At 40.0% G+C, this 22,448-nt stretch carries 21 protein-coding genes and 1 pseudogene; 16 read left to right on the top strand and 6 right to left on the bottom strand.

The window, feature by feature from the left end; translation table 11 throughout:
* Positions 1-32 precede the first annotated feature (32 nt).
* Positions 33-1,139, top strand: a complete 1,107-nt coding sequence (locus tag KHA99_RS06235; protein ID WP_213116529.1) for a PAS domain-containing sensor histidine kinase — start codon at positions 33-35, stop codon at positions 1,137-1,139.
* Between the two features lie 662 nt (positions 1,140-1,801).
* Here KHA99_RS06235 and KHA99_RS06230 read toward each other — a convergent pair.
* Positions 1,802-2,710, bottom strand: coding sequence for a carbon-nitrogen family hydrolase (locus tag KHA99_RS06230; RefSeq protein ID WP_372447572.1), 909 nt, complete (start codon positions 2,708-2,710; stop codon positions 1,802-1,804).
* Between KHA99_RS06230 and KHA99_RS06225 the strand changes: the two genes are divergently transcribed.
* The 6 genes from KHA99_RS06225 to KHA99_RS06200 all read left to right on the top strand — a co-directional run bounded on the left by KHA99_RS06225 (position 2,702) and on the right by KHA99_RS06200 (position 8,462).
* Positions 2,702-3,883, top strand: coding sequence for a pyridoxal phosphate-dependent aminotransferase (locus tag KHA99_RS06225; RefSeq protein WP_213116527.1), 1,182 nt, complete (start codon positions 2,702-2,704; stop codon positions 3,881-3,883). The two genes, KHA99_RS06230 and KHA99_RS06225, sit on opposite strands and share 9 nt — an antisense overlap.
* Before the next feature lie 364 nt (positions 3,884-4,247).
* Positions 4,248-4,508: an aspartyl-phosphate phosphatase Spo0E family protein gene (locus KHA99_RS06220; protein ID WP_249366437.1), complete on the top strand. Its 261-nt coding sequence runs from the start codon at positions 4,248-4,250 to the stop codon at positions 4,506-4,508.
* Positions 4,509-4,993: 485 nt separating this feature from the next.
* Positions 4,994-5,818, top strand: coding sequence for an electron transfer flavoprotein subunit beta/FixA family protein (locus KHA99_RS06215; RefSeq protein WP_213116526.1), 825 nt, complete (start codon positions 4,994-4,996; stop codon positions 5,816-5,818).
* A 40-nt stretch (positions 5,819-5,858) separates the two neighbouring features.
* Positions 5,859-6,890 (top strand): electron transfer flavoprotein subunit alpha/FixB family protein, encoded by a 1,032-nt coding sequence (locus KHA99_RS06210; protein ID WP_213116525.1) that lies wholly within the window; start codon positions 5,859-5,861, stop codon positions 6,888-6,890.
* Positions 6,883-8,178, top strand: coding sequence for an FAD-dependent oxidoreductase (locus KHA99_RS06205; protein WP_213116524.1), 1,296 nt, complete (start codon positions 6,883-6,885; stop codon positions 8,176-8,178). The genes KHA99_RS06210 and KHA99_RS06205 overlap by 8 nt, the downstream gene beginning before the upstream one ends.
* Positions 8,178-8,462 carry a ferredoxin family protein gene (locus KHA99_RS06200; protein WP_040204690.1) on the top strand — a complete coding sequence of 95 codons (285 nt, stop codon included), beginning with the start codon at positions 8,178-8,180 and terminating at the stop codon, positions 8,460-8,462. The genes KHA99_RS06205 and KHA99_RS06200 overlap by 1 nt, the downstream gene beginning before the upstream one ends.
* Before the next feature lie 127 nt (positions 8,463-8,589).
* Here KHA99_RS06200 and KHA99_RS06195 read toward each other — a convergent pair whose 3' ends face one another.
* Complete coding sequence (locus KHA99_RS06195) at positions 8,590-8,937, bottom strand: hypothetical protein (RefSeq protein WP_213116523.1); 348 nt, start codon at positions 8,935-8,937, stop codon at positions 8,590-8,592.
* A gap of 223 nt (positions 8,938-9,160) precedes the next feature.
* On the opposite strand from KHA99_RS06195, the gene KHA99_RS06190 reads away from it, so the two are divergent.
* The 3 genes from KHA99_RS06190 to KHA99_RS06180 all read left to right on the top strand — a co-directional run bounded on the left by KHA99_RS06190 (position 9,161) and on the right by KHA99_RS06180 (position 12,097).
* Positions 9,161-9,640 carry a hemerythrin domain-containing protein gene (locus KHA99_RS06190; protein WP_307851990.1) on the top strand — a complete coding sequence of 160 codons (480 nt, stop codon included), beginning with the start codon at positions 9,161-9,163 and terminating at the stop codon, positions 9,638-9,640.
* Positions 9,641-9,866: 226 nt separating this feature from the next.
* Positions 9,867-10,307: a MarR family winged helix-turn-helix transcriptional regulator gene (locus KHA99_RS06185; protein ID WP_213116522.1), complete on the top strand. Its 441-nt coding sequence runs from the start codon at positions 9,867-9,869 to the stop codon at positions 10,305-10,307.
* A 95-nt stretch (positions 10,308-10,402) separates the two neighbouring features.
* Entirely contained in the window at positions 10,403-12,097 is a 1,695-nt protein-coding gene (locus KHA99_RS06180; RefSeq protein WP_213116521.1) for a M3 family oligoendopeptidase, read from the top strand.
* A 265-nt stretch (positions 12,098-12,362) separates the two neighbouring features.
* Here KHA99_RS06180 and KHA99_RS06175 read toward each other — a convergent pair.
* Positions 12,363-13,753, bottom strand: a pseudogene (locus KHA99_RS06175) (IS1182 family transposase).
* A gap of 248 nt (positions 13,754-14,001) precedes the next feature.
* Positions 14,002-16,146 (bottom strand): ATP-dependent Clp protease ATP-binding subunit, encoded by a 2,145-nt coding sequence (locus KHA99_RS06170; protein WP_213116520.1) that lies wholly within the window; start codon positions 16,144-16,146, stop codon positions 14,002-14,004.
* A 203-nt stretch (positions 16,147-16,349) separates the two neighbouring features.
* On the opposite strand from KHA99_RS06170, the gene KHA99_RS06165 reads away from it, so the two are divergent.
* Positions 16,350-17,399 (top strand): YkvI family membrane protein, encoded by a 1,050-nt coding sequence (locus KHA99_RS06165; RefSeq protein WP_213116519.1) that lies wholly within the window; start codon positions 16,350-16,352, stop codon positions 17,397-17,399.
* Between the two features lie 26 nt (positions 17,400-17,425).
* On the opposite strand, the gene KHA99_RS06160 is transcribed toward KHA99_RS06165, so the two are convergent.
* Entirely contained in the window at positions 17,426-18,040 is a 615-nt protein-coding gene (locus KHA99_RS06160) for a CPBP family intramembrane glutamic endopeptidase (RefSeq protein ID WP_213116518.1), read from the bottom strand.
* A gap of 126 nt (positions 18,041-18,166) precedes the next feature.
* On the opposite strand from KHA99_RS06160, the gene KHA99_RS30665 reads away from it, so the two are divergent.
* Complete coding sequence (locus KHA99_RS30665) at positions 18,167-18,286, top strand: DUF6254 family protein (RefSeq protein WP_249366436.1); 120 nt, start codon at positions 18,167-18,169, stop codon at positions 18,284-18,286.
* Between the two features lie 58 nt (positions 18,287-18,344).
* Here KHA99_RS30665 and KHA99_RS06155 read toward each other — a convergent pair whose 3' ends face one another.
* Complete coding sequence (locus KHA99_RS06155) at positions 18,345-18,533, bottom strand: YkvS family protein (RefSeq protein WP_213116517.1); 189 nt, start codon at positions 18,531-18,533, stop codon at positions 18,345-18,347.
* A 234-nt stretch (positions 18,534-18,767) separates the two neighbouring features.
* On the opposite strand from KHA99_RS06155, the gene ykzS reads away from it, so the two are divergent.
* The 4 genes from ykzS to KHA99_RS06135 all read left to right on the top strand — a co-directional run bounded on the left by ykzS (position 18,768) and on the right by KHA99_RS06135 (position 22,421).
* Positions 18,768-18,962 (top strand): protein YkzS, encoded by a 195-nt coding sequence (gene ykzS, locus KHA99_RS06150; RefSeq protein ID WP_213116516.1) that lies wholly within the window; start codon positions 18,768-18,770, stop codon positions 18,960-18,962.
* A 116-nt stretch (positions 18,963-19,078) separates the two neighbouring features.
* The gene (locus tag KHA99_RS06145) at positions 19,079-20,029 is read left to right on the top strand and encodes an AAA family ATPase (protein ID WP_213116515.1); all 951 of its coding nucleotides are present in this window, start codon (positions 19,079-19,081) and stop codon (positions 20,027-20,029) included.
* Positions 20,026-21,222, top strand: a complete 1,197-nt coding sequence (locus tag KHA99_RS06140; protein ID WP_213116514.1) for a DUF58 domain-containing protein — start codon at positions 20,026-20,028, stop codon at positions 21,220-21,222. Before KHA99_RS06145 ends, KHA99_RS06140 begins: the two co-directional genes overlap by 4 nt.
* Positions 21,219-22,421: a DUF4129 domain-containing protein gene (locus KHA99_RS06135; protein WP_213116513.1), complete on the top strand. Its 1,203-nt coding sequence runs from the start codon at positions 21,219-21,221 to the stop codon at positions 22,419-22,421. Before KHA99_RS06140 ends, KHA99_RS06135 begins: the two co-directional genes overlap by 4 nt.
* The last annotated feature ends 27 nt before the right edge of the window (positions 22,422-22,448 follow it).

Raw genomic sequence — 22,448 nt, 5'->3', positions numbered from 1 at the left:
TGAACTTTGGTTGATAGCGGGGTGGCCGTTTAGTGGAAATTAAATTGGAACAGGATGGTACTTTACCGAGCAAGCCTGATGTAGTGTTTTCAAAAAATGCAAAATTGCAAAAGCACGAACAAAGATATAAACGCATTTTTGAAGATTCCATTGATGGACTCATCCTTTGGGATTACCAATATCGCATAGTAGATGTAAATTTTACAGCAGAAAAGCTATTTGGTCTTCCAAAGGAAAAATTAATAGGTAGATTGTTTTTTGAGCCATTTAGCAAGCTTGAAAAACAAACGCTAGAAATAAAGAAACATATTAAGCAGGTAATTGAAAAGGGGTATCATACATCCATTATTGTTTTTGAGATGATTTCCGGCAAAAATAGGCATATCGAAATCAGTTCAAAATTAGACATTATGGCGGACTTGAATTTTACTGCCTTAAAGGATATTACTGAAAAGATGGATATGCAGGAACAGCTTAGGAAATCAGAAACGTTAAAGGTTATAGGCGAGCTTGCGGCTGGAATTGCCCACGAAATCAGAAATCCGATGACAGCTTTAAAAGGCTTTATCCAGCTACTTGAAGGTAGCATCAAACAAGAACATTCCATGTACTATGAAGTGATAACTAGTGAGCTAGAGCGGATTGATACCATCATTAACGAATTTTTACTATTGGCTAAACCCCAGGAAATCCGTTTTCAGGAGAAGAATCTGAATCAAATAATGAGGGAAACCTTAGACATTTTACACGCCCAGGCTGTTTTACATAATGTTCAATTCTCAACAAGATTTGATGAAACGCTTGCGCCGATTTTTTGTGAACCCAATCAGTTGAAAAAAGTTTTTATTAATTTAATCAAAAATGCGATCGAAGTCATGCCAGACGGCGGGACAATTACGGTTACTATAGAGGCCTTTGAAAATAATCAAGCTCTGATTTCAATCCAGGATGAAGGGATAGGAATATCCAAAGAGAAATTACAAAGGCTGGGGGAAGCTTTTTTCACAACCAAAGAAAGAGGCACAGGACTTGGGTTAATGGTCAGCTATAAAATTATTGAGGAGCATAAAGGCTCAATACGGATTGAAAGCGAAGTAGGAAAAGGGACTACATTCTATATCACCCTGCCGCTGCTTTAAAACTTAAAAAGTATGATTGCAGTCTCCCAAATTGTCGAGAAAGGTTATCTTTCTCGGCAATTTTTTATTTTATCTAAATTGATAGTCTATGCAACTAGGGCTGTTGATTTCCGCTCCGGGCACTCGCTTTCCGCGGGGAGGTCCTGGAGCCTCCTCGGCGCTTTAGCGCCTGTGGGGTCTCCAGTGACCTCTATATCCCGCAGGAGTCGAGTGCCCTACGCTCCAATCAACAGGGAGACAAATTAATCTAAATTATTGCCACACACTTTTTCGAACCTTGCTAAGTGTATCGCCTTTATGAGAGACATTCCCTCAATGATTCCATCGATTTTGTCCTTCATTGGTCTTCTGGCAAGATAATAGAAGCTTCATCTTGTGAGTTGAAGTTTTAATTTAATACACCTGTTGATTGGCGCGGAAGGCACGAAGACTCCTGCGGGAGTATGGGGCAGGGGAGACCCCGCAGGAGCTTTAGCGACGAGGAGGCTCCCCGGCACACCCGCGGAAAGCGAAGTGCCTGGAGCGCCAATCAGCAGACCTGTTGAAAGGGCCAATATATTAATAATATTATAATAAACTATCGCGGAATATCACTAAAGAAATAGAGCGAAATGAAAGGCTATCGAAAAGTTTTTCGACAGCCTCTTATTTTCTGTGAAAAATTATTTGTAATAATCTGGTCTTCGGTCTTCAAAGATTGGAATTTGCTTACGGATTTCTCCAACAAGCTTTAAATCAATCTCTGCGGTTAAAATCTCCTCATCTGCGCCCGCTTCGGCGATAATCTCACCCCATGGATCAATGACGAGTGAATGTCCGGCAAATTGATTATTCGGATCGCTTCCGGAACGGTTACAGGCAATCACAAAACATTGGTTTTCGATTGCTCTCGCAATTAATAGATTTCTCCAATGTGATAATCTTGGAGCAGGCCATTCCGCCACTACAAACAGTGCTTCCGCCCCTTCAGATGTATGGGCACGAATCCATTCCGGGAAGCGGATATCATAGCAAATGACTCCGGCAAATGCGTGGTTATCAAGCTTAAACAGGCCTTTTTCACTACCCGCTTCCAAATAAAGGTGCTCATCCATCAGCTTGAATAAATGAAGTTTACTATATTCGGAACTAAGTTCGCCCTCACGGTTTATGATGAGAAGGGTATTTTTCACTCCCTGGTCGTCCTGATTGGCGACAGACCCGCCGACAAAGTTAACATTGTACTTTTTGGCAGCATTTTTTAAAAATTCTATTGTTTGAAGCGCTCCCTTATCAGCGATTGTATCAAGGCGGGTCAAATCATAGCCTGTTGTCCACAGCTCGGGCAGTACAATGATATCCGGCTGTTCGCTAATAGCTGTTTCGATTAGTTTTTCTGCATTCTGATAGTTTTTTTCGGGATTGCCAAAGGCAATATCCATCTGCAAACAAGCAATCTTTAATTTCATTATTCTCTCTCCCTTATGAAATTTCGGAATTTTTCCTTTACAAGCCGTTATAAAAGTTATATCATTTGTGACTAGAATTTCAACCTTAAAATTAAGAAAATAGCAGGTGAGAACATGAAGCATTTTCCTCAATCGGAAATATTGAATAGTCTTCCAAAGCAATTTTTTGCATCACTCGTAAAAAAGGCAGGTGAATACATAGAACGGGGATTTGATGTGATCAATTTAGGCCAGGGGAATCCTGACCAGCCGACACCAGGGCATATCGTTGTTAAGCTTCAGGAGGCAGCGGCAAACCCTATAAACCATAAATATTCTCCATTTCAGGGATTTCCTTATTTAAAAAAAGCGGTCGCAGATTTTTATTTTCGGGAATATGGTGTAGAACTCAACCCCGAAAAGGAAGTCGCAATCCTTTTTGGCGGCAAAGCGGGTTTGGTGGAGATTCCCCAATGTTTGTTAAACCCTGGGGATACCGTTTTGGTTCCTGATCCAGGATATCCTGACTATTGGTCCGGGGTCGCACTGGCTAAAGCCGAAATGGTCACCATGCCTTTGAAAGAAGAAAATCGTTTCCTTCCTAACTATAGCGAACTAAGGACAGAGGACCTTGAGAAGGCAAAATTAATGTTCCTAAACTATCCTAATAATCCGACCGGGGCTGTAGCTGACCTAGAATTTTTTGAAGAGACTGTAAGGCTTGCAAATGACCATGATATTTGTATTGTACACGACTTTGCCTATGGAGGCATCGGGTTCGATGGTGTAAAACCACCAAGCTTCCTCCAGGCACAGGGTGCCAAGGATGTCGGCATTGAAATATACACACTCTCCAAAACTTATAATATGGCAGGCTGGCGCGTTGCTTTTGCAGTAGGAAATGAAAGTGTGATTTCTGCACTAGAGCTCATTCAGGATCACTTATATGTCAGTTTGTTTGGTGCTGTCCAGGAGGCAGCGGCAGAAGCGCTGACAGGCCCTCAGGACTGCGTGAAGGAATTAAATGAGATGTATGAGCAAAGACGAAATTGCCTCATTGACGGCCTCTGTTCGATAGGCTGGGACGTGACTGCGCCAAAGGGATCTTTCTTTGCTTGGCTAAAAGTGCCGAATGGTTTTTCTTCTGAAGAATTTTCCAACATTTTGTTGGAAAAGGCTCAAGTAGTAGCAGCACCGGGAGTTGGTTTTGGTTCGTATGGTGAAGGATATGTCCGAATCGGCCTGCTGACCTCAGAAGAGCGCCTTGCAGAAGCAGTCAAACGGATCAGTGAGTTAGAGATATTTAAAAAAAGCTAAAAATATAAAGTTACAAAGCTGGCTTAGATTTTTTTGAGCCAGCTTTTTTATATTAGATTCAGGGACTTTTGTACTAAAAAAATATTTTAAAAAAATGTACAATCCTTCCACAAAAGTGAATGCGCTTTCATTATTGGAACAAAGCGGTTTTCTTTAATAATTCCAATCCGTAACTAACGATTTGGAAATTTATGTCGAAATTTCAAGGAAACGAGCAAATAAACTGTCGAAAATAGAAAGTTTTAGAATGTTTTGTCTACTTTTGCGAATGTATTTACAATTGAAGAAATTCTTGTCATAATTCATCAAGTAGTCTAATTTTTTAGCGAATTACAGTAAGTGTGTAAGAGGTAGGAGGATAACATTGTACGAGTATAGTAATACCACTAGTCACAGTCCGAGCCATAGTCAAATGATTGAAAAGATAAAAGCAAAACGAGAACTTATGATAAAAAGTGCAAATACATTGGGATTTACAAGTGAACAAACCATTAAATACAGTCAAGAACTGGACGAGTTAATCAATGAGTATCACCGAATGATGGGACAAGCCTCCAAACCACCCGAAGAAATCAAATTCGCCTTAAAGCAAATGATCATGATTTGGCCCAAAGTATTAGTCTAACTAAAAGGTATCTTATCACTGTTCTAATGAAAACTACTTTAGTAAGTATCTAACTGTAAAATGCCCAGAAACCTCAAAATAAAGGCCTTCCGTTACATTTAATTATTGTAGCAGAAGGCCCATTCTTTTTAGTGCCTCCTTTAAAAACAAATTTTTCAGAGAGAAAAATATTTTCTACATGTATAGACAGTGCTGTGATTTTTATCATTGTCTATATCTCAATATTTCATATAGTTAAATTAGTACTATTTTCTATCTAAAATACCCACACCATGATGAACTTCACCCGTGCTTGCTGCACATGCAGCAAATTTTCTCTTATATGAATTTTCCAGCTTTTTTCATTCAATTAAAGAAATCTATTAATTTTGGGTAATATGCTTAAATTGCGATTCATATATCGTTAATAAAAGCATTTTTAATAACCAACCAGAAAGTCAAACGCTTTCATCATTTTTAGCTTATTTGGAGGAGGGAAGTCCTACATGCACATTGTCGTATGTGTCAAACAAGTACCCGATACAAAAATCATCAAAATCAATCCAAAAACAAATACACTCGACCGCAGGAGTGCCCCGGCTATTTTGAACCCATATGATGCCCATGCGGTTCAAGAAGCTGTTAAAATCAAAGAAAAAACTGGCGGGACCATCTCGGTTTTATCAATGGGACCTCCGCAGGCAACTGCTGTCATTAAGAAAAGCGTTGAAATAGGCGCAGATCAGGGGTATTTAATATCGGATCGTGCTTTTGCCGGTGCCGATACTCTTGCTACCAGTTACGCCTTATCAAAGGCGTTAGAAAGAATTGCCAAGGAACTCCCGATTGACATGATTATTTGTGGAAAGCATGCCATTGATGGAGATACCGGCCAGGTTGGCCCTGGTATCGCACGGAGATTAGATATTCCTCCTGTTACAAATGTGATTGAGGTAACAGAAGTGAATGAGCGTGAGAAAACGGTCTTAATTAAACGGAAATTAACCAACGGATACGAACTGGTCCAGTCGGAAATGCCTTGTCTATTAACAGTTGAAAAAGAAATCAATGATATCGAGTATTCACCAATGCCGAACATGATTAGTGCTGCAAGATATGAACCGATTATTTGGGCAGTGGATGATCTTGAAAATGTTGACCGCTCACAGCTTGGACTAAAAGGGTCACCTACGGTTGTCGGTAAGATGTTCACACCTCCACGGCCTGAAGGCGGGAAAAAGCTAGATGGGTCCGCCGATGAGCAGGTAAGTCAGCTAATGGATATTCTGATGGAGAAAAAAGACCTGTTTACATTACAGTCAACTAAATAATGTTAATAAATTTTAGGGTATAGAGCAGGAGGGGTCTTAAATGAATCTTGACGATTACCGTGGAGTCTGGGTATTCATTGAACAAAATGACGGTAAAATTGAAGATGTTTCACTAGAATTGCTGGGTGCCGGCAAGAAGCTGGCAGATAAGCTTGAGGTTCCATTAGGGGGATTCTTGCTGGGCAATCAAATAAGGCCATTAGCCAATCAGGTTATTTCTTATGGGGCTGACGAGGTCTACCTAATTGACCATCCAGTTTTGAAGGATTATCGTACAGAATCTTATATGAGCGGTGTTATGCTGCTAGCGCAAAAATATATGCCGGAAATTATTCTTTACGGTGCAACACCCAACGGAAAGGACTTGGCAAGTGCTGTTGCAACTGATTTAGTTACAGGATTAACAGCAGATACGACGATGCTGGATGTGGACGTAGATAATAGATTGCTAGAAGCAAGCCGGCCGGCATTCGGCGGTAATATTATGGCAACGATTCTCTGTAAGAAGCATCGCCCGCAAATGGCAACAGTAAGACCTAAAGTAATGAAGGCACTTGAGCCAGATGCAGTAAGACAAGGAAAAATTATTGAAGAGAAAATAGCTTTGAACGAAGAGGAAATGCGTACAAAAGTACTGCAAATTGTGAATGACGTAACAAAAAAAGCTAAATTAGCCGATGCCCATGTTATCGTATGCGGTGGCAAAGGAATGGGCGACCTGCAAAATTTCCAGCTAATACATGAATTGGCGGAAACAATCGGCGCCAGCGCAGGCGGAACCCGCGATGTCGTTGAAGCAGGATGGCTGCCGCATGAGCAGCAGGTTGGACAGACAGGAGAAACGGTCACACCGAAAATTTATTTTGCCATTGGAGTATCCGGAGCGATTCAGCATGTGGTCGGTATGAAGAATTCCGAGTTTATAATTGCAATCAACAAAGACCCGAACGCCCCGATTTTTGACGTGGCAACGTACGGCATTGTAGGAGACGCAATGGAAATTGTCCCTAAACTAATCGAGCAATTTAAGAAGCTTAAAGCTGAAAAGGGCGGTGAACTGAGCTATGCCTGAGAAGTTTGACGTGATTGTGGTAGGGGCTGGCCCTGCAGGAACCTCTTGTGCTTACACTTGTGCTAAAAACGGTCTGAATGTGCTGCTGATTGAACGTGGAGAGTATCCAGGGGCCAAAAACGTTATGGGTGGAGTATTGTACCGCCAGCAAATGGAAGAATTGATTCCTGACTTTTGGAAAGAAGCGCCGCTTGAAAGACCGGTCATTGAACAGCGGTTCTGGATGATGGACAAAGAATCAGTTCTTTCGTTCGGATATAAGGGCCTCGAATGGGGCGTGGAGCCATATAATAACTTTACAGTCCTAAGGGCCCAGTTTGACCAATGGTTCGCAAAGAAAGCTGTGGAGGCAGGAGCGCTTCTAATTACCGAAACAGTTGTCACGGAATGTATTGTCGAAGACGGCAAGGTAGTTGGCGTCCGAACCGACCGGCCGGATGGTGAGGTTTTTGCAGATGTAGTCGTCCTTGCTGACGGAGTTAACTCGCTTTTATCCAAACAGCTTGGGTTCCATAAGGAGTTCCGCCCAGACGAAGTGGCACTGACGGTTATGGAAGTTGTTAATCTTCCAAAAGACAAAATAAATGACCGCTTTAATTTGGAGGACAACCAAGGCTGCACGATTGAGATCTTTGGAGATTCCACAAAAGGAAATCTGGGTACGGCTTTCCTATATACCAACAAAGAGAGTTTGAATATCGGTGTAGGGACAACACTATCGAGTATGATAAAAGCAAAAATGAAGCCATATGAACTGCTGGATTACTTAAAGAACCATCCAATGGTCAAGCCGTTCATTGCCGGAGGCGAGTCTGCTGAATATCTTGCCCACCTCATTCCGGAAGGCGGCTACCGCTCAGTTCCTAAAGTGGCAGGCAATGGAGTTATTGTTGTTGGGGACGCTGCCCAGCTTGTTAACGCCATTCATCGTGAAGGTTCGAACATGGCGATGCACTCTGGCTTATTGGCTGCCGAGACTGTTATTGAGGCGCACCGCCTCGGCAATTTCAGCCAATCAATGTTAAATAACTACCGCGAGGCCCTATATAATAGCTTTATCATCAAAGATTTAGAAAAGTACAAAGATGCTGCCCATACATTCGAAAAATACCCGCAATATTTTAAAGAGTATGTTCCGATGATGAATCAGGCAGCTAGCAAATTCTTTACGGTTGATGGCACGCCAAAACGTGATAAACAAAAGCAAATTATTAAGAATATGACCTCGCAAAGAGGAACGCTTCGCGTATTGCAAGATCTCTATCGTGCATGGAAGGCGGTGAAATAATGTCAACGAAGAATATTGAGGAAAAACAGTATCTTCTCAGGTTTAAGTGTGACACAAAGTCCCATCTTACCGTTCTTGATCATGACGTTTGTATGACCCAATGTCCTGATAAAATTTGTACAGTATTTTGCCCAGCCGAGGTATATAAGTGGGAAGGAACGCGGATGCAGGTAGGTTATGAAGGTTGTCACGAATGCGGAAGCTGCCGGATTGGCTGCCCTTACCAAAATATTAAATGGGAATATCCAAAAGGCGGTCATGGAATTGTCTTCAGGTTAGCGTAAAAAAAAGGTGCTGTTTGCTATTTGCAGGCAGCACCTTTTTTTGCTAATTGTAATTTACACTATATGTATATTTTTTCACAAGGGATTTTAAAAAGAAGGTGAAGCTAGAAGGTAAGTATTTACAGGGTCAGCTTATTTTCTCTAAAAGGGCTGCCGAGGAAAGTTCATCTTTTTTGCAGGAGGCTGCAAGCGAGGAAGCAAGGGCTATGGCATGATCCATTTGTTCCATATTTTGTGAGCAAAAATACGGCTTTTTCCAATTGAAGTCGCCGTCATTTGCGGCTGGATATATACTGACTTTCCAATGATAATAAATCCGTGGCTGAGGGAGCTGGACCCCTTCTACGGCAATTAGCCAATGTGTAGAATTGGATTCTGGAATGTAGGCATCTGTATCCTTAAGCGAAACAAAATCATTTGCACCAATCGGTAAAAATGCCGTTTGATAAAAGTCATGATAATTTGGGGTTTTCAATATATTTACCTCCCTTTCATAATATCTAACTTTATTATATGAAACTATAAAGATATTTTTGAGTGATAAATGTTATAATTTTTCAAAAAAATAAAACGTTTTCAAAAAGTTGTCAATAATATTCCGAGGACGTTGTAAATTTGGTATAGATGTGACGCTTGTCACTACATAATAGGAATGGCGCTTTTATACTATAAGCAGAAGATTGAAAGAAGTGAATGGAATGAGCAGTTGTATGAGCGGTATCGGCGGGATGCCGAATGCTGAACTAAAAAGTAAGGGATTAAGGCAATTAAAGGAAGAACATCCCTCATTAAGAAGCCAAATGGAAGGATTGTTCAGCTTAACCCAAAAAATCGATAAAGATATTGATATAGAAGCTAATTTCCAAGAGTTAATTATGAAGGTAAATGAATTTCAGGCAGCGCTTGACCCGCATTCGGAAAGAGAAGAAGGTGTGCTGTTCCCAATAATGGGGACTTATATTGGGACAACTTCTGGACCAATAGCGGTAATGGAGTATGAGCATGACCAAGCAAAAGCACATATTAAATCCTTTCTTGAACAGGCAGCCAGGACCCCTGCTTCACATGATGAATTAAAAATATTAGCCGGATACATCCAAAATGCTTACTTTATTTTAACAGAGCATTTTAACAAGGAAGAAAACGTCCTCATCCCAATGGCCGAGATTGCTCTCTGATGAAGAAAAAGAAGAGTTACATCAAAGGATTCAAAAAATTAAGTAAAAAGGATGGACATTCCATCCTTTTTACTTTTTTCGCAATAGAAACATTTAGGATAAAAAGTGTGACTTTGCCGTCAATTGACAGAGGTTCGAAATTTTTTTATAATAATTTTGAAATCGAGATATTATGGGTATTTTGCTTTTGAGGGCAATTTCCCAAAAAGATAAAGGATGAGTTGTTATGGAAAAAGATTCAACAGCTGTTTCGTTAAAGCTATTCATTGTTCTCTCAAGAGCCTATAAAGCCATTAATGAACACGTCAATAAAGTTATCCAAGCAAGCGGTTTAAACCCAACTGAGTTTGCCGTATTAGAGCTTCTTTACCACAAAGGCGACCAGCCGCTGCAACAAATTGGTGCAAAAATTCTGCTTGCGAGCGGAAGCATTACGTATGTTGTCGATAAGCTGGAACAAAAGGGATTATTGAGAAGGAGCGCCTGCCCGACAGATAGACGTGTAATTTTTGCGCAAATAACAGATGAGGGGAAAAAATTGATTCAGGATATTTTTCCTGAACATGCCCAACAAATTGATAAACTTATGTCAAGTTTATCTGATTCCGAAAAGCTGGAGGCAATTGACTTGTTAAAAAAATTAGGTCTGCCTGCAGGAAAATTTTAATACGGCTTTTAGTCGTATTTTTTTTGCAAAAAGGAATATTAATCAATAGTGTCGAAATGAATATAGCCGAAAAAAATGAAAAAGGGGGTTTTTTCATGGGCTTTGAACAGTATACATACGTACGACCTAACTTAGACGAGGTTCGGGCAAAATTTAATGAAGCATTAGAGCGTTTCAAAAACGCTGACTCAGTGGAAAAGCAGAGCGGGGTCATGAATGAAATCAATCAACTGAGAAATGACTTGGGGACGATGTTCAATCTTTGTAATATTCGCCATACCATTGATACGAATGATGAATTTTATAAAAATGAGCAGGATTACATGGATGAAATCCAGCCTGAGGTTGAAGGGTTAATCACAGGATATTATCAGGCTTTGGTTGATTCCAAATTCCGCCCGCAATTGGAAAACAAGTGGGGCACTCAGCTTTTCGCCCTTGCTGAAAGTCAGCTAAAGACGTTTAAACCGGAAATTGTTCCTTTGCTGCAAAGGGAAAACCGATTATCGTCAGAATACACCAAGCTTGTTGCATCGGCGAAAATCGAATTTGAAGGGGAAGAGCGTACACTTGCGCAAATCGACCCGTTTATTGAATCGACAGACCGGGAGATGCGCAAACGCGCGAGTACGGCGAAATTTGGTTTCTTTGCAGAGCACGATGCGGAGTTTGACCGGATTTATGATGAATTGGTAAAGGTGCGGACCGAGATTGCTCACGCCTTGGGTTATAAAAACTTTGTCGAGCTTGGTTATAACCGCATGATGAGAACCGATTACAACGCCGAGATGGTGGCTAATTTCCGTCAGCAGGTAAAGGACTTTATTGTTCCAATCGCATCTAAGCTAAAAGAGCGGCAGCGGGAACGGCTTGGCCTTGATAAATTAAAATTCTATGATGAAGGTTTTGTGTTCGAGACCGGAAACGCTGTACCGAAGGGTAGTCCAGAATGGATCATTGAGAACGGACAAAAAATGTATCAGGATCTTTCAGAGGAAACCGGAGAATTTTTTACCTTTATGATGGAAAATAATCTGATGGACCTTGTTGCCAAGAAGGGAAAGGCAAGCGGGGGCTACTGCACTTATATCGAAAATTATAAAGCTCCGTTTATTTTTTCGAACTTCAATGGCACATCAGGTGATATTGATGTCCTGACTCATGAGGCAGGCCATGCCTTCCAGGTTTATTCGAGCCGTCAGTTTGAAATACCTGAATATAATTGGCCAACCTATGAGGCATGTGAAATTCATTCGATGAGTATGGAGTTTTTTACCTGGCCGTGGATGGAGCTGTTCTTTAAAGAAGACACCGATAAATATAAGTTCTCTCATCTTAGTGATGCGCTCTTGTTCCTGCCATACGGAGTTTCCGTTGATGAATTCCAGCACTGGGTTTATGATAACCCGGAAGCCACGCCAACAGAGCGCAAGCAAAAATGGCGGGAAATTGAGAAAAAATATTTGCCGCATAAGGATTATGACGGCAATAAGTATTTGGAGAACGGCGGCTTCTGGCAGCGTCAGGGACATATTTATAACTCACCGTTCTATTATATTGACTATACGCTTGCGCAAATTTGCGCCTTCCAATTCTGGAAGCGGTCAAGGGAGAATCATCCAGAGGCATGGGCAGACTATGTCAAGCTTTGTAAGCTTGGCGGTTCTATGTCATTTACTAAACTAGTGGAAGCAGCCAATTTAATATCACCATTTAAAACCGGCTGTGTAGAATCTGTTGTTGGTGAAATCGAGAATTGGCTGAATTCGGTTGATGATAAAAAGCTATAAAAAAAGCGAAGCAGCAGGGCTTCGCTTTTCAGATTGTCGAGAAAGTATATTTTTCTCGGCAATTTTTTATTTTATCAGAATCCGAAATTCATTTTTATGAAAAATTGTCCCTGCTAATGGGCCTGTTGATTTCCGCTCCAGGTGCTTCGCTTTCCGCGGGCGGTTCGGGGGGCCTCCTCGGCGCGTTCCGCGCCTGTGGGGTCTCCCCTGTCCCGTACTCCCGCAGGAGTCTGCGCACCTTCCGCTCCAATCAACAGGGAGATTATCAAACTAAAGAATTGCAACACACTTTTTCCAGTCTGAATAAGTGTGTTGCAATCTTTTTCATGTTCTGACAAGCTGCAGTAAGAAGGGCCTGCTCACTTGCTTTTTTTATCCCCCGTAACCGGCAATAGCGAAGCCCGTGCAGCTCTTTTGAGTCTGCGAAGCTTCGCTCAATTTTTTCCTTTCTAAATTTATAAAGCTCTTTTCCTGATTTAGATAAGCGATTTATTCTTACCTTCTCTTTGTGCTCCTCCCATACATGTCGGGTGACAACTTTCACTTTATTTTTTGATCGGGTGCATTGGGATAAAAACGGACAGCTTTCACATTTCTTTGAATCCGATTTGTATTCTCTATAGCCCTCTCGGGTTGTTGTCTTGTAGGGTAATTCTTAGTTATTAGGACAAATATAAAGATCCCGTTCTTTGTCATATGTAAATTTCCATTTAGGGAATAAGCCGGTAGTAGGATGGAATCTTCTATGGGCAATAACACCAAATATATTACGATCCGAAAGTCCCTTACAAATAGGATTAGTGAGATAGCCTGAATCTAAAGCAACAACTTCAACCATAAAACCAAACCGTTGGACCTGACGGTCCAATCGATTCAGGTAAGGAACGGAATCATGAACATTACTGGGAGTGACATAGACATCAGTAATGATATTGAACTTCATGTCTGTAGTCCGATGATCAAGATAACAGAAATTTCCTGCTTATTTTCACGGGACATAAAACCACATTCAGGATCTGTTGTGCTTCCCCGAATTTCTTTTGTCTCTTTCACTTCCTCTTTTTCCTTTAACGGCTTTTTTCCATGATTAATTCTATCCTCTTCTATAGCTTTATTAAGATCCTCAATATATTCGCGAGTTTCAACTTCTACCTCTTCCTTTGTAAACTTTTGTTTATTGGCGTTTGCCTTTAAATGAGTAGAATCCGTAAATAAAACTCGTCCTCCAACCATTTTGTGGTTCATTGCCTGCAGAACAATCTCATCAAATATTTCCTGAAATATATCGGTATCAATTTCCATATTGATAACTTTGAAACGATGTTGGCGATTCCAACTGATCGTAGAATGATGTGGAACCGGATCGTGGAATTTTAAACCTAAAAACCACCGGTAGGCAATGTTCATTTTAATTTCTCTTTCTAGTTGTCTTTCAGATCGAATACCAAAAAGGTATCCAATAAACATCATTTTAAAAAGAATTAGTGGATCAGATGGGCGGCCGTTATCCTCACTATAAAATGGACGAACTTTTTCTAAAAGAAATGAAAAATCTATATATTTATCAATCAAGCGAAGAAGGTGGTTATCTGGAACTAATTCATCGATAGAAACAAATTCGTATTCACTTTGGCTAGACTCTTTTGTCTTTAACATTGATTTCACCACTTATTTTATTATTTATTGGTTGAGTTGCAGGTCTTTTTATTAACACCTGTTGATTTGCGCGGAAAGCGAAGTGCCTGGAGCGCAAATCAACAGACATGTTGAAAAATCTATGTATTAATAATATTATAACAAATTAACGCGGTGAATTGTTAAAGAATGCGGATAAAAATAGAGGCTGCCGAGGGTTTCTCGACAGCCTGAAAAGCGAAGCCGCAGGGCTTCGCTTTTTTTTTTGGCTAATAAGAAAGTATAACTTTGATTTGGCCATCTTCTAAAATAGCAGCAAGCTGTTTAGCATCTGGCTGGTCTAAAATAAAATCAGTAATTTTGTCCTCAAGCTGTTCCTGAATGGCACGTCTTAATGGACGAGCACCAAATGCAGGATGGTAGCCAAGTTCTGCTAATTTTCCTTTTACCTCTACTGAAATGGTTAGTTCAATGTTTTGTTCTTTTAATGTTTCTTGCAACTCAGAAGCCATTAGGTCGACAATAGATAAGATATGCTCTTTATCCAGCGATGTAAATTCAATGATGCTGTCAAAGCGATTTAAGAATTCCGGCTTGAAGAAGCTGCCAAGAGAGTCAAGGATGCTAGCTTCTTCCATAGCATTGGATGTTCCAAAGCCAACGTGAATGTTTTTGTGTCCAACGCCGGCATTACTAGTCATAATAAGGACGGTGTCCTTAAAGCTTACCACTCTTCCTTGGCTGTCAGTAAGACGTCCGTCCTCAAGAATTTGCAGGAACATATGCATTACGTCGGGATGGGCCTTTTCTATCTCATCCAAGAGAATAATGCTATATGGGTTGCGGCGGACTTTTTCGGTTAATTGACCAGCCTCCTCATGGCCAACATAACCTGGAGGTGAACCAATTAATTTTGACACGCTGTGTTTTTCCATGTATTCGCTCATATCAAGTCGAATCATCGAATCCTTCGTGCCAAATAATTCTTCTGCAAGAGTCTTAGATAATTCTGTTTTCCCAACACCTGTTGGACCGACAAATAAGAAGGACCCGATCGGACGATTTTTTGCTTTTAAACCGGCACGGCTGCGGCGAACAGCTTTTGCGACCTTCTGAACGGCTTGTTCCTGGCCAATAACCTTTTTATTCAAATTCTCTTCCAGTGATTTCATTTTAAGCTGCTCGTCTTCTTGAAGTTTACCGACCGGAATCCCAGTTTTTTCTTCAATAATTTTTTGGATATCAGAAACTGTAACAACCGGTCGCTCCGTTTTTGAGGCACTATTTAATGCCTTTTCAAGTTGTGCTTCTTCATCACGAAGCTTTGCTGCCAGTTCATAGTTTTCCTTTTTCAATGCTGTTTCCTTTTTAGCAGCAATTTCCTTAAGACGGGCCTCGATTTGTTCATTATTCCGATAATCTGAAGTTAGATTTAGTTTTGAACCTGATTCATCTAATAAATCAATCGCCTTATCAGGCAGGAAGCGGTCTTGAATATAGCGCTGCGATAAGGTCACACAAGCGTGGATGGCTTCGTCTGAATAATTGACCTCATGAAAGTCCTCATATTTTTTCTGAATCCCTTTAAGGATGGCAATGGCTGCATCTGTATCCGGCTCTTGAACCTGAATAGGCTGGAAGCGGCGTTCTAAGGCTGAATCCTTTTCAATTTGACGGTATTCTTTTAATGTCGTAGCACCAATAACCTGAAGTTCACCGCGGGCAAGGGCTGGTTTTAAAATATTGCCGGCATCCATAGAGCCTTCAGCGGAGCCTGCACCAACAAGCAGATGGATTTCATCAATGAATAAAATGATGTTTTTCCGCTCCTGCAATTCAGCGATTAACTGCTTCATCCGCTCTTCAAATTGACCGCGGATTCCGGTATTGGCAACTAAAGAAGCTACATCTAATAAATAAACTTCTTTATTTTGCAGCTTGCCTGGTACATTGCCATCGGCAATCTTTAAGGCAAGACCTTCCGCTATGGCCGTTTTACCAACACCAGGTTCACCAATTAACACAGGATTGTTTTTATTTCTTCTGTTTAATACCTCAATGACTCGTTTAATCTCGTGATCACGGCCAATAACCGGGTCAATTAAGCCGGCTTTTGCCATTTGTGTTAGGTTACGGCCAAATTGGTCGATAAAGCCGCCGCGGCCGTTTTTATTTTCAACTGCCTGACTAAATTGACCATTTGGAATGTGGCCTTGGGAAAAGTTCTTGCTAGCAAAAAGCTCTTCAAATGGAAAACCGTTGAATGGGTTCATATTCATTCCAAAGCCTGCACCTAATGCTTTTTTCTCCTTTGTATAACATTCATGGCAAAGTTTCAAATCATGATGCTGCCCATTAACATTCATGTTTAATTGTACATTTGCTTGATTTTGATTACATTTTTGACAAAGCATGTAAACAACCTCCTTGTTATTAGCTTTTATCAATTTGACTTTGACTATATTTGACCTTATGACCATAGTATACTCTGACCTTTTTTGACTTTCAAGTCTTTCGCTTGGTGAAATTTTTTCCATGATAGGAAAATAAGCTTACGAGAAAAAGCTCGTCATTGTTTGTCCCTTTGGTCATATATTTGTGATAAGGGGGAGATGATGTGAAAAAAAGCTGGAATCAAGCTTTTCAAATAGCGGCAGTCTATGTGGGGACTGTTGTTGGAGCAGGATTCGCTACAGGAAAAGAAATCGTGGAATTTTTCTCACGGTTTGGTTTCTTTGGCTTTATAAGTATATTAATGAGCGGCTATCTTTTCGTTGTGATCGGTTCAAAACTGATGCGGATTGCTGCACAAATTAATGCAAAATCGTACCAGGAATTTAATGATTATTTATTTGGAAAATGGGCTGGAGGCATCATCAATTTTTTTATGCTATTTATGCTGCTTGGGGTAAGTGCCGTCATGCTGGCAGGAGCAGGGGCCGTTTTTGAAGAACAGCTTGGATTGCCAAAAAATGCGGGGGTGTTTATAACCATTTTTTTATCTTATTTGGTGATGCTTGTAGGTACTAAGGGGCTTTTTGCTGTCAATACTTTTGTGGTTCCTTTAATGATTGGCTTTAGTCTGATTTTAATGCTTTTGTCTTTGCAAATGCCAAACTTTTTAGAGCAATTTTTGTATATTCCTCATGCTTCTGATGGGTGGAAAAGCGTTATTGCACCATTTTCGTATGCTGCCTTGAATCTTGGACTTGCTCAAGCGGTACTAGTGCCGATTGCATCAGAAGTGAAGGACGATTGGACGATCAAATGGGGAGGGATTCTTGGTGGTGTGGCTTTAACGGTAATATTAATTGCGAGCCACTTTACATTAATCATGCTCCCAAACCTGGAATTATATGAAATTCCGATGGCCGTTATTATGAGAAATTTAGCCCCGTTTTTCTATTGGATTTTTGTTATTATCATTTATGGAGAGATTTTTACTTCAGTTATTGGTAATGTTTTTGGTCTCGACCGGCAGTTAAAGCAATATATGCCTGTACCGACGCTAGTTTCTGTAACAGCTATTTTTACAGTATCTTACTTAATTAGCTTGGTGAATTACGGAACACTTTTGTCCTATCTATATCCATTGTTCGGGTATATTTGCATGAGTTTTTTTATTCTCCTGTGGATGAAGCCATTTACACCCCCAGAAAGAAATTGAAAAGCAGCTGCTCAGGCCAGCTGCTTTTATGTTAGTGGCAGAAAGATAAACATCATCATGTCAAAAATGATATGAGAAACAATCACGAGGGGCATGCTTTTTTTCCAAAAGTATAAAAACCCCCACACAAGACCGGAGGAGAATGCAGCGAACATTAGTAAAAAGGACCCCGAATAAATATGAACTGACCCATATAATAAAGAGCCAGCAATAATGGCGACGTACGGTTTCAGGTGTTTTAACAGTCTTTTTTGGACAAACCCTCTCCAGAACATCTCTTCGCCAGGTGCTGCCACCAAAATCAAGGCTAAATAGTGCCAGAATAACGAAGGGGCAAACCATCGGTACAAACGTCTTACATCTTTTTTAAAGCCTGAATTGGCCATCTCGAAAAGCTGATAGCCAATCCAAAACAGCAAATATAATAGCAAACCGGAAATGACGCCTAAAAATAAATACTTGATAAAAGAGGCCTCATCTTCCACGTCTCCCTGAAACGTGGCAAAGGCGATTAGTATTAGGATGGAACCGGAAAAAATGTACCAAAATATCGCCTTATCATGAAAAGAAAAAAAGAGAAGGGCATGGGCGATAATCAATCCGGTAATTAGACGTAAATCCAGGGTTCGTTTTAATTCCATAATAGGCTCCTTCGAAAATCATAACTCAATATGTAAAGGAAAAGATTTCAATATACATTTTATCCAATAACATTGATAAGAATATCTTTAAATGAAAAAAATATAATCGAGAAAGGAGTGAAGAGAATGAGTAAAGCACAAAGTCAAAAGGAACGTGAATGGACGGTCAGAAAGCAGGATCAAAATCCTCATGGCAAGGTTAAATCGTTTAAAGAGCTTTCAAAGGAAACGGACCAAGGAAAATAAACGGCTTTCTGGTATAAAAAAGAAGAAAAGGCAGTGTGCATTCTGCCTTTTCAAACAATTAGTAAGCGGTTTCTTTGATAACCTTATAATTTTTATGATTAACGACTGTACGCTGATCTAATTCTAAATCACGATAATTATCCATATATGTTAAGTCAACTATTACAGAATTTTCATTAACTTTTTCAACAATCCCTTGCAGTCCGCCGCGAAATTCGATGATATTTCCTACCTCTGCTTTTTTCAAATTTCCTCTCTCCTTTATCTAGCAAACTTAAAAACTATTTAAATAACAGTTTGCACTATTTTTCCAAATTCGTAAAGGTGTTAATGTTACAATTTAGTTAATTTCTTATATGTTTTTGTAAAAAAATTCTGGAAATACAATTAGATTATGGTAACGTTTTCATATTTAGGGATGAAATTAGCTTTAAAATAGGTTTTTACGTTAAAATAAGGAAGTGGAAAGAGGTGCTGAAAAATGAGGGAAGAAACAGTTAACGATATATTAGATCGTCTTATGAACGGAGAGCTTTCCGAATATTACGTTAACGTTGAGGAATTTATGGATTTCCGTCAGGTGCTGGTAAAACGAAAAGATTTTAAACACTTCCGCGGCATTGCTCAGCGAAATGGAGATGTTCTCTACCAATATTTAAAAGAGCCGAGAAGTTAAATGAACGAACCCGTTTTTATAGGGTTCTTTTTTTACCAGTATGTTTGGGAAGGTGGAAAAATTTGATAAAATAAAAGGGTTACGTATATAGATGAAACTTCCAGGGGGATGAGAAAATGACTGTAACAGAAAATATACAATCGTTAAAGCAGGAGATTAGTAAAGTAATTGTCGGAAAAGACTTGGAAGTAGAGTTGATGGCAATTTCGTTATTGTTTAATGGACATATTTTACTTGAAAGTGTGCCGGGGACAGGAAAGACCATGCTTGCGAAAAGTTTTGCAGCAGCTATTGGCGGGCACTTTTCAAGAATTCAGTTTACCCCCGATGTTCTTCCGAGTGACGTCACGGGAATTCAATTTTTTAATCCGAAGGTACAGGAATTTGAGCTTCGCCCTGGGCCAATCATGGCTAATCTTGTCTTGGCAGATGAGATTAATCGCGCGACTCCGAGAACACAATCCAGTTTATTAGAGGTTATGGAAGAGAGACAGGTCACGATTGACGGTATTACTGTTCCAATTAATGAGCCATTTATGGTCATCGCAACGCAAAACCCTGTAGAATCCCAGCAAGGGACTTTCCCACTGCCTGTTGCGCAAATGGACCGTTTTTTTATGAAAATAAAGGTGGGGTATCCTGCATTTGAAGAAGAAAAACAGATTATGCATAATGGGCGGGTAAATCCAGGGCAGGATCCACTCCGTCAAGTTTTTTCACTTTCTGATCTTGTTGAGTTAAAGAAGACAATAAATAAGGTTTACATGACAAACGATATGGAAGATTACCTGCTATCTATTGTCAGAAGAACAAGGGAGCACAGCAGTATTGAGCTCGGGGTCAGCCCGCGGGGAACATTGGCACTAATGAAAGCTTCTCAAGGGAAAGCTTTTTTAAACGGGCGCACCTTTGTAACGCCTGATGATATAAAGTCAGTTGCTCCATTTGTAATTGGACATCGAATCATCCTATCAATCGAAGGGTCGTTAACCAAATCCCAAGAAGAGATTATTTTGGAAATTATCGATTCGGTTCCGGTTCCAGTAGAAGCGGGGGCAAACGGATGAATTGGAACAAATACTCAATAGAGGACCAGGTAATTCCCAGCCTTGTCGGTTTGGCTATTGTTATGATTATAATTGGACTCTATATCCAATCAAAATGGACTCTTTTTTTAGCCGGCTTTTTTCTGGCAATAATCATATTTAATCGTTATTATTTGAAAAAAGTAGGGAACGGCCTTTTTTTAGAAGATAGGAATGAGTTGAATCGCTTTTTTATTGGTGAGGAGGGTAACTGGAACATTGTGTTCAAAAACCATGGGTATCCAATCATTAAAGGTGAATTAAGAGTCTCCTTTGATTCCTATGTAGCTCCCAAAGGAAATGAACAAGAAGATAGGTTTTCTTTGTACGAGGTTAATGTCCCTTTTTCACTTTTTCCGAATCAAACAAAACATGTGGAGATTCCATTTACAGCAATCAAAAGAGGCATTGCTCGGATTCGCAAAATCGAATACCGTATTCCAAGTTTAATTGGGTTTGGGGAAATGGTGTTAGAGTCCAGATTTCTGTTAAAACAACAGGCTGTTGTTTATCCATCCACCGTACCGGTAAAAGGTTTAGCGGAACAAAAGACGATCCGCCAAGGATATAATGCCGTTCCCTTTTCTGTTTTTGAGGAGCGTCTTGGACCGTTAGGAACGCGGGACTATGTTGCAACCGACAGCTTTAACCGAATTCATTGGAAAGCAAGTGCTAGAAAGCAGATTTTACAAACGAAACTTTATGAAAAAATTTCTGAAAAGGGCTGCGTAATCGCCCTGAATATTTCTAATGGGCATTCCATTACCGGCGATCTTGAAACATACATAAGTGCGATTGCGGAATTTGCATATTACGCCTATCAACAGCAGCTGCCTTATTCTTTATGTATCAACGTTCGAACAGCAGGGAGCACCCCTTTTCTTTATTTGCCCAAAGGGGAGGGAAAAGAACATTTACAAAAGGCCCTGGAAACCCTTTCCTCCATCAGTTCACTTAATACAACCTTACCCTATCATCAGCTTGTTTCATTCTATCAGCGCCATTTCGAAAGACAGCCCTTTTTGATTCATCTCGGAGTCAGGACTGACGAAACAAATAGGCTACTATTAAATGAAGCGCAAAAAGGTGTAAGATTAATGGAATTGAGGTTAGCAGCCGAAGATTGCTTTTTAGGTGAGTTGGAAATTCACAAAGAAAGAAGGCAGCTGCTATGATGTATCGAATTGCAGCCGCATCCTCACATTTTATATTAGAAATAATCATTGCTAATTTATTTCTGTTTTTATTTTTTATCGGTCAAAAAGCGTTTCCCCCTATTTTGCTGTTTTCTTCTTTAGGTTTTATCAGCATCATTTTATTTTTCATATTGCTTGAAAGGTTTGCAAGTAAGGGGAAATGGCTTTTTTTAATCATCATCTTGCCGGTTATCATCATCATCGGTCATCTTGGGGGGCTATCTCTTTTTTTCGCATCGGTAATAGGTTTGTTTGTTTTTTGGCGTGGAATTACCATTTATGATGAAAGTTCAGGGCTTTCAAAAACCATACTGTTATTTTTTTCCTTTATTCTTGGGATTATCGCCCTTTTGTATTCCGCAATGATTTCCTATCCATATCAAAATGAGATTATTTTTCAAATTATCCTTTTTATTGTCGTCATCATAATGGACGGTTTCTGTAGGAAGTGGTCTGCAATTACCAATGACAAAACGAAATTTGCCTTTTATTTTTTTAGAATAATGGCAAGTGTGACAGTGATTGGAATTGCCTTTATGTTCTTATTAAAATATATTCAGCTGATTTTCTCGAGTATTTTGCAAGGTATTGTTTTTTTATTTTCAGGCCTTGCAGTCCCCGTGATTCGTTTTATCGAATTTGCGCTATCCTTATTTGGCAGCAGCGCCTATAAACCTACTACAAAGACTGGGGAAGGTACAAACGAGGGGTTTGACTATCAGCCAAGATCCTTCGAAGTAACGGAAAATGTTTTGTATTTTCTTGCTCTCTGCACTGTAGTTGGGTTTGTTATATATTTGCTCCGAAGGAAATCAAGACTGAAGGAAACAGGCAGCCATTTTCATCATTCCGTGATTATTTCTGAAGGCGAGCCTGGCGGAGTATTCACCTCCATTTTTAAAAGAAAGGAAGTGCCGCCGGATGATTTTATTCGAAAGGAAATTTTTCGGCTGGAAAAATTTGCGCATCGTCTGCGTTTAGGACGAGCGGCAAACGAGACGCTTAAAGAGTGGCGGCAAAGGACTGGACTTCATTTGTCAAATGAAACCATTCAAATTTATGAAAGGGTACGCTATGGCGGAGATGAGGCTTCTATTGAGGATAAGAAATATGTTCAACAGGAAGCACAAGCATTAAAATTACATCTGAAGGAAATACGAAAAGAACAAAAAAAATAGACATTTAAAACTAGTAGGTGAACTTAA

Source organism: Neobacillus rhizophilus, assembly GCF_018343535.1.
Taxonomy (GTDB): Bacteria; Bacillota; Bacilli; order Bacillales; family Cytobacillaceae; genus Neobacillus; species Neobacillus rhizophilus.
The sequence above is the reverse complement of the archived record's forward strand: the minus strand, read 5'-3'. Positions and strand labels throughout refer to the sequence as shown.